The organism is Bittarella massiliensis (ex Durand et al. 2017) (assembly GCF_001486165.1).
Taxonomy (GTDB): Bacteria; Bacillota; Clostridia; order Oscillospirales; family Ruminococcaceae; genus Bittarella; species Bittarella massiliensis.
Genome location: NZ_LN908977.1, coordinates 665,038 through 678,509, shown reverse-complemented (window position 1 = coordinate 678,509; position 13,472 = coordinate 665,038). Strand labels below are relative to the sequence as shown.

The following is a 13,472-nucleotide window of genomic DNA, read 5'->3' as shown; positions in this document are numbered from 1 at the left end:
GAAAATCCCGGCTTTCTTTTGGCTAATTTGGATGTTTCTCCATCTATACGCAAAAAAAGAGGGAAATGAACTAGTTCATTTCCCTCTTTTTCTTTAAAACCGTCTTTAGCGGCCCTTTTTGCCCCGGCGCACCTCTTCGATCTGCTCCTCAATGGCGAGGAGGGAGCCGCCGTCCACCAGGTAGTCGTAGCGGATGACCGTCTGCCCGGCCCGGGCGGCGGCGCGCACCCACTCCCCCTCCTCCTTTGAGCAGAAGCGGTTGTAGTTGGGGGGGAGGATGAGGACGGGGTGTCCCTCCACAAAGGACCGCACCCCCTCCTCGCCGAAGAGGCGGGCGTCCACCCGGCCGCTGTCGATCCCCAGGGCGGTGCAGCTGCGGCGAATGATCCGCCCGAACTTGTCGCTGGCGGTGAGGATGCCCACTCGCCCCTCCTCCGGGGCGCGGGCCAGGGCGGTCAGGGTCTGGTTGGAGGGGGAGAGCACCACCCGCACCAGCCGGCAGCGCCCTCCCACCGCCTGGGAGAGCTGGTGGAAGTGGGTGGAGGTGGTGATGACCAAGTCCTCGTGGTCGCCGATTTTGTAGGGGGCGTCCAGCACGTCGCCCAGCAGGAACTGGTAGACGTCCACGTCCGCCACCCGGGAGAGCTGGTCGGCCATCTGGGAGAGGGCCTCGGTGTTGCAGTCCACCAGGGCCAGCCGCACCTGCTCATACCCCTCTTCCCGCTCCCGCAGCTTGAGGGAGAAGAAGATCTCGCTCTCCCGGCTGGAAAAGCCCAACTCCTCCATCCGGTCCAGCAGGGCGTCGATGGCCGCCATCGCCAAATCCTTGCGGCCGCCGGAGGCGCTCTCCTCCCGCCCCCGGACAAAGGTCCCCCGGCCCTGCACCATCTCGATGAGCCCCTCTTTTTCCAGCTCGTCGTAGGCGTGCTTGACGGTCCCCTGGGCCAGGCCGGTCTCCTCGGCCAGCTGGCGGACGGTGGGCAGTTTGTCGCCGGGGGCCAGCCGGCCATCGGCGATCTGGCCGGCGACGGCCTCGGCGATCTGGCGGTAGACGGGGACCTGGTTCCCCTGCCTGAGCTCTATCTCCATGGGCGTCCTCCTCCCCTTTTTCGCTGTCTCACTTTCCGTCGCGAGCGGCCAGGTACTCCGCCCGCCCGGTCTCATAGAGGTTTTTGCCGGTGGAGTCGATGACCACCACGGCGGGGAAATCCTCCACCTCCAACCGGCGGACGGCCTCGGCCCCCAGGTCCTCGTAGGCCACGATCTCGGCCTTCTTGACGCAGCGGGCCAGCAGGGCCCCCGCCCCGCCGATGGCCCCAAAGTAGACCGCGCCGTGCTCCTTCATGGCGGCGATCACCTCGGGGCCCCGCTTCCCCTTGCCGATCATCCCGGTCTCGCCCAGGGCGATGAGGGTGGGGGAATAGGCGTCCATCCGGTAACTGGTGGTGGGGCCGGCCGAGCCGATGGGGCGGCCCTCCTGGGCGGGGGTGGGCCCCACGTAGTAGATGGTGGCGTTTTCGATATCAAAGGGCAGGGGGTCGCCCTTTTCGGCCAGCTCCACCAGCCGCTTGTGGGCGGCGTCGCGGGCGGTGTAGATGACCCCGCTGATGAGGACGCTCTCGCCGCAGCGCAGCTGGCGGGCGGCTTCGCGGGTCAGGGGGGTGGTGATCTTCTTCTCCATCTCAAAGCACCTCCGTCTTGTGGCGGGTCACGTGGCAGTTGATGTTCACCGCGCAGGGCAGCCCGGCAATGTGGGTGGGCATGGTCTCGATGTTGACGGCCAGGGCGGTGGTCTTGCCCCCAAAGCCCTGGGGTCCGATCCCCTTTTGGTTGATTTTTTCCAGCAGCTCCTCCTCGAGCCCGGCGTAGAAGGGGCTTTGGCTGCGCTGGTCGAGGGGCCGCATCAGGGCCTGTTTGGCCAGCAGGGCGGCCTTGTCAAAGCTGCCGCCGACCCCTACTCCCACCACGATGGGGGGGCAGGGGTTGGGGCCGGCGTCCTCCACCACCTGCAACACGAAGTCGCGCACCCCGTCCAGCCCGTCGGAGGGCTTGAGCATCTTGATTTGGCTCATGTTCTCGCTGCCAAAGCCCTTGGGGGCCACGGTGATTTCGATCTGTTCGCCGGGCACCAGCTCGCAGTAGAGGAGGGCCGGGGTGTTGTCCCCGGTGTTGACCCGGTCCAGCGGGTCGCGCACCACCGATTTGCGCAGCCGCCCCTCGGCGTACCCCTGGCGCACCCCCTCGTCCACCGCCGCGCGCAGGTCGCCGGCAATGTGGACCTCCTGCCCGATCTTCAAAAAGACGCAGGCCATGCCGGTGTCCTGGCAGATGGGCACCCCTTCGGCCCCGGCGATCTCGTAGTTTTGGATGATCTTGTCCAGGATGCCGCAGGCGGTCTCCCCGTCCTCGCAGGCGCGGCAGGCGCGGATGCGCTCCTGCACATCCTCCGGCAGACGGCAGTTGGCCTCGATGCAGAGGCGCTTGACCACCTGGGTGATCCGGGCAGCTTCGATCTCTCTCATAAAACCCCATTCCTTTCGCTGCGCCCCGGCGCAGACGGCAGGGCGGCCCTTCCCTTTTCTGGGCTGCCTCTGTCGAAATGATATAGTTCAATTTACCTCTATGGTATCACAATCTCTCTCCATTGCAAGCCCCCGGCGAAAAAACAGGGGGAAGAAAAGAAAACAGCCGCCGGCCCTTTTCTTAAAAAGGCCGACGGCGAGAATTTCTTTTTTTCGTTTGCTTCCATCGCTCCGCCCTCTCCCCTCTTTTCAGCGGGCCAGGGCAATGCAGAGGGCAGCCAGCGCCGCCGCCAGGAGCAGGGCGGGCAGCCGCAGCACCCGGGGAAGAAGGGGGATCTTCAGGCCGTACCGGGCCTTGGCGACGGCCGCCAAAACGCCGTAGAGTACCAGCATCCCCGCCAGGGGGACGGCGAGGTAGAGGGCTGTGGACAGCGACCACTCCCCACCCCGCAGCAGCAAGACGGCAGCGGCCCCACAGGCGGCGGCCAGCCCGAAGAAGGGGGCGCCCGACACCCACCTGGCAAACTGCAAAAAAGCTCTGTCCGGCTGTTTTTGCAGCGGTTTTCTCTCCATCCGAGCCGCCTCCCCTCTCCCTTTACAGACCGCGTCCCTTTCCCCTTTCACTATAGCACCTCTCCCGACAAAAGTCAGCGGCAAAAAGGGAGGGAGCAGAAAACCTGCTCCCTCCCACATCCGCTATTTTCCGGTCAGCCGGTCCAGCAGCGCCTGCAATTCGGCGCGGCGGCGGTCCCGCTCCTCCGGGGCGGGGCGCCAGCTCTCCCCCTCCCGGCAGAGGACGTCCCCCTCCCGCAGGCCCTCCGGCAGCTCCGCCAGGGGGACGGTGCGGTTTTCGCCCTCGTCGTCCTGCAAAACGGCGAGGGGGCCCTCGATGCGGTCCACACTGTAAAACATCCCCTCACTCCCCCTTCTGGCAGACGACATCCAGATTGCTGCCGTCGGTGGAAAAGACGATGGTGCCGTTTAGGTCGGTGCGCAAAAAGCGGACGCCCCGATTGGCCAGCAGGTCCACCGTCTCCTGGTGGGGGTGGCCGTAGGAGTTGCCCGCCCCCACACAGGCCACGGCGATCTCGGGGTCCACCCTGTCCAAAAAGGCCGCCGAGGTGCTGGTGCTGCTGCCGTGGTGCCCCAGTTTGAGCACCTGGGCCCCAAGCTCTCCGGCCCCGTACTCCTCCAGCAGGTCCTTTTCGGCCTTTGTCTCCATGTCCCCGGTAAAGAGGAAGCGCTGGCTGCCGTAGCGAAAGAGGACCACGGCCGAGGTGTCGTTCAGGTCGTCATACCCCTCCAGCGGCCCCAGCACCGTCAGCCGGCCGTCGCCGTAGGTGAGCTGCTGTCCCGGCTCGCTGTACACCACCTTGACCTGGCTCTCGGCCGCCTGGGTGAGCAGGTCTTTGTAGGTCTTGGTGGTGGGCAGCTGGGTCTGGGGCAGACGGGGCATCAGCAGGGTGTCGGTGGGGATGGCGGCCATCACCACGTCCAGCCCGCCGATGTGGTCGGAATGGGGATGGGTGGCGACGATGAGGTCGAGCTTTTCCACCCCCTGGTTTTTTAGGTAGTTCACCACCGTGTCGCCCTTGTCGTTTTCGCCCCCGTCGATGAGGACGGCGTGCCCGTCCACCAGGATGAGGGAGGCGTCCCCCTGCCCCACGTCGATGAAGTGGACCGATGCCTCCCCCTCGGGGATGGAGATGTCCGAGAGACCGAGGCTGGTCAACAGGTCGTTCCCGCCGGGGATGGCGCCCAGCCACTCCGGGTCCACCCCCAGCACCACCAGCACCAGGGCCACCAGGCTGACCAGCACCCCCAACAGGGCCTTTTTTATCTTTTCTTTTTGCTTTTTGGTCGTCCTGCGGACGGTTTTGCGCTGTGCCACGGCTCACGCCCTCCCTTCTGGCGGCCGGCCGGCCGCCTGCTCTGGCCCCGCTTCTCCCCCTGGGCCTGCCGGCGCGCCCGCAGGGCGGCGGCGGTCTTGGCGTCGGGCTTGACCAGGCACTCGGGCCCAAAGCCGATGAGGTCCCAGCGGCCCGCCCGCTTGAGCGCCTCCAGCACCAACTGCTGGTTTTGGGGCAGGAAATACTGGATCAGCGCCCGCTGCATGGCCTTTTCGTGGGGGTCGGTGGCCACGTAGATCTCCTCCAGGGTAAAGGGGTCCATCCCGGTGTAGTACATGCAGGTGGAGATGGAGAAGGGGGTGGGGTAAAAGTCCTGCACCTGCTGGGGGCGCAGCCCCTCCTCCTTCAAAAAGAGGGCCAGGTCGATGGCCTCTTTGAGCCCGCTGCCCGGGTGGGAACTCATGAGATAGGGCACCAGGTACTGCTTCTTGCCGATCTGCTTGGTCTTTTGGTAGAAGGCCCGCTGGAACTTGCGGTAGCTGGCAATGCCCGGCTTGCCCATGGCCCGCAGCACCCGGTCGCTGCAGTTTTCGGGGGCCACCTTCAACTGGCCGGAGACATGGTATTTCACCAGATGGTCAAAAAAGGTCTGGTCCCTGTCCAGGTTCAGGTAATCAAAGCGGATGCCCGAGCGGACAAACACCTTTTTGATGCCGGGGATCCGGCGCATCCGCTCCAGGATGTCGTCGTACTCCCGGTGGTCGACCTTGAGTTTGGGGCAGGGGGTGGGGGCCAGGCACTTGCGGCCGTTTTTGCACATCCCCCGCTCCAGCTGCCCGTCGCAGGAGGGGCCGCGGAAGTTGGCGGTGGGTCCCCCCACGTCGTGGATATACCCCTTGAAGCGGGGGTTGTGGGTCATCCGCTCCGCCTCCTCCAGCACCGACTCGGCCGAGCGGCTGGTGACGTGCCGCCCCTGGTGGACGGCGATGGCGCAGAAGTTGCAGCCGCCGAAGCAGCCCCGGTTGTGGATGATGGAGAACTCCACCTCCGCAATGGCGGGCACCCCGCCAAGCGCCTCGTAGACGGGGTGGTAGGTGCGCTGGTAGGGCAGCGAATAGACCCGGTCCAGCTCCTCCCTCGCCAGGGGGCGGGAGGGAGGCGTCGCCACCAGCACCCGGTCGCCGTGCTTTTGCACCAGCAGGTGGCCGGTGGCGCAGTCGCACTCGTTGTACTGAATGGCCTGGGCCTTGGCATAGCTGCGCTTGTTCTCCCGCACCTTTTCAAAGCTGGCGCACTCCACATAGCCGTCGGGCAGCTCGCTCCGGTCGGCAAAATAGCAGGTGCCCCGCACGTCCCGGATGGCCGTCACCGGCTCCCCCGCCGCCAGGCGGTCGGCCACCTCGACGATTTGGTGTTCCCCCATGCCGTAGAGGAGCAGATCGGCCTTTGCGTCCTGCAGGATGCTGGGGCGAACGGCGTTGTCCCAGTAGTCGTAGTGAGCGAAGCGGCGCATGGATGCCTCCACCCCGCCGATGAGGATGGGCGCCTCGGGATAGAGGCGGCGGACGATGTTGGAGTAGACGATAGTGGCCCGGTCGGGGCGCTTGCCCATCACCCCGCCGGCGGTGTAAAAGTCGGTGGCGCGGCGCTTTTTGGCCACGGTGTAGTGGTTGACCATCGAGTCCACGTTCCCCGCCGAGATGAGAAAGCCCAGGCGGGGCCGGCCGAACTGGGTGAAGGGGGCGTCCTCCTCCACATCCGGCTGGGAGAGGATCGCCACCTTGTAGCCGGCGCTCTCCAGCACCCGGGTGATGATGGCGCAGCCAAAACTGGGGTGGTCGATATAGCTGTCGCCGCAGATGTAGACAAAGTCGGGCTGGGTCCATCCCCGCTCCTCCATCTCGGCGCGGCTGATGGGCAGAAAATCGTTCATGGGTGTCCTTTCCGGCGGGCGGTGCCGCACAGCAGAAGGCGGGCAGAGGGATGCCCCCTACCTGCCGTACTGTCCTTTTTCTCTAGTGCTCGAGGGCGTCCTGGTTGGCGCACATCTCCAGCCACTGCTGCCGGCTGATGAGCACCTTGCGGGGCTTGGAGCCCTCGAAGGGGCCGATGATCCCCCGCTCCTCCATCTCGTCCACGATGCGGGCGGCCCGGGCATAGCCCAATTTCAACTTGCGCTGCAGCATGGAGGTGGAGATCTGGCCGGCGTCCACCGCCACCTCGATGGCGTCGGGGAGCATGTCGTCCCCCTCTTCCCCGCTGCCGCCATTCGAGCCCTTGCCCTTTTCGGCGGCGGCCTGCTTGTCGATCTCCTCGATGATCTGCTCGTCATAGGTCTTGGGGGTGTCGGGCTTGATGGCCTCGACCACCCGCTCTATCTCCTCGTCGGTGACAAAGCAGCCCTGGATGCGGGTGGGCTTGGAGGCCCCCACCGGGAAGTAGAGCATGTCCCCCCTTCCCAGCAGCTTTTCGGCCCCCGCCCCGTCGAGGATGGTGCGGGAGTCCACCTGGCTGGATACGGCAAAGGCGATGCGGCTGGGGATGTTGGCCTTGATGACGCCGGTGATCACGTCCACCGAGGGGCGCTGGGTGGCGATGATCAGGTGCATCCCCGCGGCGCGGGCCATCTGCGCCAGGCGGCAGATGCTGTCCTCCACCTCGCCGGGGGCGGCCATCATCAGGTCGGCCAGCTCGTCGATGATGATGACGATGCGGTAGAGGGGCTTCTCCCCCCGGCTCTCGCAGAGCTTGTTGTAACCGCCCAGGTCGCGGACGTTGTTGGCCGCAAAGAGCTTGTAGCGGTTGAGCATCTCGGTCACCGCCCACCCCAGGGCGCCGGCCGCCTTGTGGGGGTCGGTGACCACCGGGACCAGCAGGTGGGGGATGCCGTTGTAGACCCCCAGCTCCACCACCTTGGGGTCGACCATCAGCAGCCGCACCTCCTCGGGGGAGGACTTGTAGAGCAAACTCAGGATGATGGAGTTGATGCAGACGGACTTGCCCGAACCGGTGGCGCCGGCAATCAGCACGTGGGGCATCTTGCCGATGTCGGCCACCTTGACGTTGCCGGCGATGTCCTTGCCCAGGGCCACCGAGAGGGCGCTGCCCGCATCCCGGAAGGCCGGGGAGTCCAGCATCTCCCGGATGCCCACCACACTGGTGTTCTTGTTGGGCACCTCAATGCCCACCGCCGCCTTGTTGGGGATGGGCGCCTCGATGCGGACGCCGGAGGCCGCCAGGTTGAGGGCGATGTCGTCGGCCAGGTTGGTGATCTTGCTGATCTTGACGCCGGCATTGGGCTGCAATTCGTACCGGGTCACTGCCGGCCCCCGACTGATGTTGATGATTTTTGTCTGCACCCCAAAACTCTTGAGGGTGTCCACCAGCCGCTCCCCGTTTTGCTTGAGCTCGCGGGAGATGTCCCGGTTGTTTTCAGCGGGGGGCGGATCGAGCAGCCCCACCGAGGGGTAGTTGTAGGCGGGGGCCTCCTCCTCTTCCTCTTCGGGGGCGGCGAAGGGCTCTCCCTCCTCCCCCTCCCCTTCGGAAGCGGGCGACTCTTCTTCCCCGCCGGGGACGACGGCCGAGGCGGGCTTGATGTCGGGGGCGGTAAAGGTGAAGATCTCGGCGGGGTCCAGCTCCTCCTTTTGGGGGGCGGGAGCGCCGCCGTTTACGATTTTTTGCACCAGGGCGTCAAGGGCGTCCTCGTCCTCCTGGCGGCGGGCGGGGTCGGGCAGGGGCAGGGCCTCCTCCGGCTCCTGCGGGGGAAGGGCGGGGGCCGCCTTCTCCTTTTTGCGCCGGGGGGCGGGGCGCTCTTCGTCGGGCCCCAGGGGGATGTCGATGGGGCGGGGGCCGCCGATGTCCACATCGATGTTGGCTGCGCCCCGCTGCATCCGCTCGGCCACCATCTCCTTTGCCTGGCGGACCGGCTTCTGCACGCTCTGGTGCAGGTCCAGCAAAGTCTTGCCGCTGATGAACATCAAAATGACGAAGGCGGCGATCCCCATGGTGAGAACGGCGCCGGTCTTGCCGAACATGGACAGCAGCGGCCAGCCCAGCAGGCAGAAGGCGAGACCGCCGCCCCGCTTGGCCGCCCCCATGGCGTAGAGGTTGAGAAATTTGTCAAAGAAGTTGTTGCCCAGCAGTTCGGGGGCAAAGAGGAGCTGGATGGCCCCGCAGAGAAAGGCCAGAAAGAGGGCCCCCAGCAGCATGGGTTTGACGATCGAGCGCTTTTTGAGCGCCGAGGAGCCGGATATGTAGACCACCAAAGGCCCCACCAGGTAGGCCGCCAGCCCGAAGAGGCCGAAGAGGAACTTGTGCAGGGCATTCCAGACATTCAGCCCGCCCACCAGGGCCAAAAAGGTCAGCAGCAGCCCCACCGCAAAGGCGATGACCGCCGCCATCTGCTGGCGAAAGAGTTTGTTTTTCTGGGCGGCGCCCGACTTGGGGGCCGCCCGCTTTCCGGTTGTGCGCTTCGTTGCCATGAAAACTCCTCAAATCAAGCCCCTGCCCTGCGCTGGCGCAGAGGGGGCAAATCGTTTGCTATTGGGGCCCCGCGCAAAAAGCGGGGGCCTGTCCCACCCAGCCGGCCAAAAAGGGGGCCGGCGGCCCTTCAAAAACCCGTTTTATGTAGGCCGCTCCCGGCGGGCGGGGCGGCGGGAAAGACCGAATCAACGGTCCGGCGCCAGGGGGACGCCGGGCTGAAATCCAGGCTCTAAAAAGGCATTGGGGTCGGTGGAGATCAGCCGCTCCACCCGGCCGCCCGACACCTGGCAGAGCTGGCCGCCCGACCGGCAGTATTCCGGCGGCGGGGCGGCGGCCAAAGTCTCCATTATCATACCACAAGGGACCGGGGTGTGTAAAATCATTTGTTCGCCTTCTTCCCTGTTTTTGCGGGGGCGCTCTCCTCTTTTTTCCCCTTTTTGCGGGTGGCCGGCTCTTTTTTGGTCTCCTCCCCGCCCTCGGGCGCGTCTTTGCGGCGGGATTCGATCTCCCGGTAGAGGTAGTTCATGGCCTCTTTGAGGCCGCCCAGCTCGTCGATGAGCCCTTCCTGGGTGGCCCGCTCCCCGTCCAGCACCGTCCCCACGTCCATCACCAGTTCGCCGGTGGTCATCATCAACTCCTTGAACCGCTCCTTGCCGATGCGGGAGTTGCCGGCCACAAAATTCAGGATGCGGTCCTGCATCTGCTCGAAGTAGGAAAAGGTCTGGGGCACCCCCAGCACCAGCCCGTTCATCCGCACCGGGTGGATGGTCATGGTGGCGCTGGGGGCGATGAAGGAGCGCCCGGCGGCCACCGCCAGCGGCACCCCGATGGAGTGGCCGCCGCCGAGCACCAGGGAGGCGGTGGGCTTTTCCATCCCGGCAATCAATTCGGCAATGGCGAGGCCCGCCTCCACGTCGCCCCCCACGGTGTTGAGGATGACGATGAGCCCATCGATGTCGTCGCGCTCCTCAATGGCCACCAGTTGGGGGATGACGTGTTCGTATTTGGTGGTCTTGTTCTGGGGCGGCAGGATGAAGTGCCCCTCGATCTGGCCGATGATGGTCAGACAGTGGATGGTATAGCTGCCCTTTTGCACCGTCACCGACCCCATGTTCAGGATCTGCGCCTGTTCCTGTTGTGCCTGGGCGGCGTCCTGGGTCTCCTGCGCCTCCTCCGCCGGCTCCTCCCCGCTCACCAAAGATTGCTGTTTTTTGTTTTTCTCGCTCAAAAATGCCTCCGCCTTTCTGACTTTATGCAAATTTTTTACCCGCCAGCTGGGCGGTCCTGTCCGCAAAGTCGGTATTCTCACTTGTTTTTATCTATTTTCTCCCGATTTGCTGGGGATATGTGTTGGCCGATATTTTTGCAGGATTTGATTTTCAGAAATTCATTTTGTAATCGTTAACCAATTGACAATACAGGGGGTGAGGGATTATACTTGTACATGATTTCTTATTTTATAAAGTACATAGGGGAAAACACAGAAAGGACGATGCTTGTGGGACAGAATCTCGCGGAAAAGATCATCTCCGCCCATCTGCTGTCAGGCGACATGGCGCCCGGCAGCGAGATCGGCCTGAAAATCGACCAGACCCTCACCCAAGACGCCACCGGGACCATGGCCTATTTGGAATTCGAGGCCATCGGCATCCCCCGGGTCAAGACCGAAAAATCGGTCGCCTACATCGACCACAACACCCTGCAGTCGGGCTTTGAAAACGCAGACGACCACAAATACACCCAGACGGTGGCCAAAAAGATCGGGGTGGACTTCTCCCGCCCCGGCAACGGCATCTGCCACCAGGTGCACCTGGAGCGCTACGGCGTGCCGGGCAAGACCCTCATCGGCTCGGACAGCCACACCCCCACCGGCGGCGGCATCGGCATGCTGGCCATCGGCGCCGGCGGGCTGGACGTGGCGGTGGCCATGGGCGGCGGGGCCTACTACATCCCCATGCCCCGGGTCATCAAGGTGGAACTCACTGGGGCCCTGCGGCCCTGCGTCTCCGCCAAGGACATCATCCTCGCCGTTTTGCGGGAACTGTCGGTCAAGGGCGGCGTCGGCGCGGTGATCGAATATGCCGGCGAGGGGGTCGCCACCCTCAGTGTGCCCGAGCGGGCCACCATCACCAACATGGGCGCCGAGCTGGGGGCCACCACCTCCATCTTCCCCTCCGACGAGATCACCCGCCAGTTTTTGGCCGCCCAGGGCCGCGAGGGGGACTTCACCCCCCTCGCCCCCGACGCCAACGCCCGCTACGACCGGGTGCTCACCGTCGACCTGGGGGCGCTGGAGCCCCTGGCCGCCTGCCCCCACAGCCCCGACAACGTCAAGCCGGTCGGGGAGCTGGGCGGCATCCCGGTGGACCAGGTCTGCATCGGCTCCTGCACCAACTCCTCCCTCTACGACATGCTTAAGGTGGCCCGCATCCTCAAGGGGAAGACGGTGCACCCCAACGTCAGCCTCACCATCTCCCCGGGGTCCAAGCAGGTCTTTACCATGCTGGCGGAAAACGGCGCCCTGGCCGATATGATCGCCGCCGGCGCCCGAGTGCTGGAATGCGCCTGTGGCCCCTGCATCGGGATGGGCCAGTCCCCCAAGTCGGGCGGGGTCTCCCTGCGCACCTTCAACCGCAACTTTGAGGGGCGCAGCGGCACCGCCGACGCCCAGGTCTACCTGGTCAGCCCCGAGACGGCCGCCTGGTCGGCCCTGCAGGGGGTCATCAGCGACCCCACCGAAATCGGCGACCTGGGGGGGATCGAGATGCCCGCCCGCTTTTTGGTCAACGACAACCTGTTGGTCGCCCCCGCCGCCCCCGAAGAGGCCGGCGCGGTGGAGGTGGTGCGCGGCCCCAACATCAAGCCCTATCCCAAGACCGAACCCCTCTGCGACCACCTGAAAAAAGAGGTGGTGCTGAAGGTGGGGGACAACATCACCACCGACCACATCATGCCCGCCGGGGCCAAGGTCCTCCCCTACCGCTCCAACGTCCCCAAAATCAGCGAGTTCTGCTTCACCGCCTGCGACCCTGACTTCCCCGCCCGCTGCAAGGAAAAACAGGGCGGCATCATCGTCGGCGGCCAGAACTACGGTCAGGGCTCCTCCCGCGAGCACGCCGCCCTCGCCCCCCTCTACCTGGGCGTCAAGGCGGTCATCGCCCAGAGCTTTGCCCGCATCCACAAGGCAAACCTGGTCAACGCCGGCATCCTCCCCCTGGAGTTTGCCGAGGCGGCGGACTACGAGGCCCTCTCCCTCGGCGACGAGCTGGAGATCGCCGGGCTGATCGACGCCCTGAAAGAGGGCGGCCGGCTCACCGTCAAAAACAACACCCGCGGCACCCAGTTTGCGGTGCGGGCGGAGCTGTCCGAACGGCAGGTGGAGATGCTCCTCTGCGGCGGGCTGCTGGACTACACCAAAAAAATGAGCGAAAGGCAGGCAATGAGATGATGGAAGAAAAAATGGTCTCCGCAACCGAACAGTTTGCCAAGGTCTTACAGGGCCAGTTGGAGCGCATCCAGCGGATGAAGGAGCAGGGCGACTTTGTCGATTACAGCGGCCTCGACCAGATCGTGATCGGCGTCTGCGGCGGCGACGGCATCGGCCCCCGCATCACCCACGAGGCCCAGCGGGTCATCTCCTACCTGCTGCAAGACCAGGTGAAGGCCGGCCGGGTGGTCTTTAAAGAGATCGACGGGCTGACCATCGAGAACCGGGTGGCCCAGAACAAGGCCATCCCCGACGACGTGCTGGCCGAACTCAAGGCCTGCCACGTCATCCTCAAGGGGCCCACCACCACCCCCCGCAAGGGCGACCCCTGGCCCAACATCGAAAGCGCCAACGTGGCCATGCGCAAAGAGCTCGACCTCTTTGCCAACGTCCGCCCGGTGAAGGTGCCCGCACAGGGCATCGACTGGACCTTCTTCCGCGAGAACACCGAGGGCGCCTACACCCTGGGCTCGCTGGGGGTCAATGTGGACGAGGACCTGGCGGTGGACTTCACCGTCACCACCACCCAGGGGACCGAGCGCATTGCCCGGCTGGCCTACGACTACGCCCGCAAAAACGGCAAGGGCCGGGTCTCCATCGTCACCAAGGCAAACGTCATCAAGACCACCGACGGCAAGTTTTTGGAAATCTGCCAGAAGGTGGCCCAGGAATACCCTGAGATCGCCACCGACGACTGGTACATCGACATCATGACCGCCAAGCTGGTGGACGAAAAGCGCCGCCGCGACTTCCGGGTCTTCGTCCTCCCCAACCTCTACGGCGACATCATCACCGACGAGGCGGCCGAGTTCCAGGGCGGCGTCGGCACCGCCGGCAGCGCCAACCTGGGCAAGCGCTACGCCATGTTCGAGGCCATTCACGGCTCCGCCCCCCGGATGGTGAAGGAGGGGCGGGACATCTACGCCGACCCCTGTTCCATGCTGCGGGCCGCCGTGCTGCTGCTCTCCCACATCGGCTACCAGGCCGAGGCGGACAAGTTGGAGCGGGCGCTGGACATCTGCATGTTTGAAGAGAAGAAGATGCACTGCACCGGCCGCGATACCGGCTGCACCTGCGAAGAATTCGGCAACTATGTGATGGACACCATCCAGTCGCTGTAAAACGGGGTGT

The 13,472-nt window shown here is 65.0% G+C and carries 12 protein-coding genes; 2 read left to right on the top strand and 10 right to left on the bottom strand.

What is annotated here, in order from left to right:
* Positions 1–105: 105 nt before the first annotated feature.
* The 10 genes from BN3266_RS10140 to BN3266_RS10095 form a co-directional block, all read right to left on the bottom strand.
* The gene (locus tag BN3266_RS10140; RefSeq protein ID WP_059005058.1) at positions 106–1,089 is read right to left on the bottom strand and encodes a GntR family transcriptional regulator; all 984 of its coding nucleotides are present in this window, start codon (positions 1,087–1,089) and stop codon (positions 106–108) included.
* A gap of 28 nt (positions 1,090–1,117) precedes the next feature.
* Positions 1,118–1,681 carry a Fe-S-containing hydro-lyase gene (locus tag BN3266_RS10135; protein WP_059005057.1) on the bottom strand — a complete coding sequence of 188 codons (564 nt, stop codon included), beginning with the start codon at positions 1,679–1,681 and terminating at the stop codon, positions 1,118–1,120.
* 1 nt (position 1,682) lies between these two features.
* Entirely contained in the window at positions 1,683–2,522 is an 840-nt protein-coding gene (locus BN3266_RS10130) for a fumarate hydratase (RefSeq protein ID WP_021659897.1), read from the bottom strand.
* Between the two features lie 249 nt (positions 2,523–2,771).
* The gene (locus BN3266_RS10125) at positions 2,772–3,095 is read right to left on the bottom strand and encodes a hypothetical protein (RefSeq protein WP_059005056.1); all 324 of its coding nucleotides are present in this window, start codon (positions 3,093–3,095) and stop codon (positions 2,772–2,774) included.
* A 123-nt stretch (positions 3,096–3,218) separates the two neighbouring features.
* On the bottom strand, positions 3,219–3,434 hold the full coding sequence (locus BN3266_RS10120) for a DUF3006 domain-containing protein (RefSeq protein ID WP_021659900.1): 216 nt from the start codon (positions 3,432–3,434) through the stop codon (positions 3,219–3,221).
* 4 nt (positions 3,435–3,438) lie between these two features.
* Positions 3,439–4,413 (bottom strand): ComEC/Rec2 family competence protein, encoded by a 975-nt coding sequence (locus tag BN3266_RS10115; protein WP_059005055.1) that lies wholly within the window; start codon positions 4,411–4,413, stop codon positions 3,439–3,441.
* The gene (locus BN3266_RS10110; protein WP_059005054.1) at positions 4,359–6,305 is read right to left on the bottom strand and encodes a YgiQ family radical SAM protein; all 1,947 of its coding nucleotides are present in this window, start codon (positions 6,303–6,305) and stop codon (positions 4,359–4,361) included. Before BN3266_RS10110 ends, BN3266_RS10115 begins: the two co-directional genes overlap by 55 nt.
* An 82-nt stretch (positions 6,306–6,387) precedes the next feature.
* The gene (locus BN3266_RS10105; protein WP_059005053.1) at positions 6,388–8,853 is read right to left on the bottom strand and encodes an FtsK/SpoIIIE family DNA translocase; all 2,466 of its coding nucleotides are present in this window, start codon (positions 8,851–8,853) and stop codon (positions 6,388–6,390) included.
* Between the two features lie 186 nt (positions 8,854–9,039).
* A complete protein-coding gene (locus BN3266_RS10100) occupies positions 9,040–9,237 on the bottom strand; it encodes a YlzJ-like family protein (protein WP_059005052.1) in 198 nt (65 codons plus the stop codon).
* A complete protein-coding gene (locus tag BN3266_RS10095) occupies positions 9,234–10,082 on the bottom strand; it encodes a ClpP family protease (protein WP_242861756.1) in 849 nt (282 codons plus the stop codon). The genes BN3266_RS10100 and BN3266_RS10095 overlap by 4 nt, the downstream gene beginning before the upstream one ends.
* Before the next feature lie 270 nt (positions 10,083–10,352).
* On the opposite strand from BN3266_RS10095, the gene BN3266_RS10090 reads away from it, so the two are divergent.
* Both BN3266_RS10090 and BN3266_RS10085 read left to right on the top strand, forming a co-directional pair.
* Entirely contained in the window at positions 10,353–12,302 is a 1,950-nt protein-coding gene (locus tag BN3266_RS10090) for an aconitate hydratase (RefSeq protein WP_059005051.1), read from the top strand.
* Complete coding sequence (locus BN3266_RS10085) at positions 12,299–13,462, top strand: isocitrate/isopropylmalate family dehydrogenase (protein WP_021659908.1); 1,164 nt, start codon at positions 12,299–12,301, stop codon at positions 13,460–13,462. Before BN3266_RS10090 ends, BN3266_RS10085 begins: the two co-directional genes overlap by 4 nt.
* Positions 13,463–13,472 lie beyond the last annotated feature (10 nt).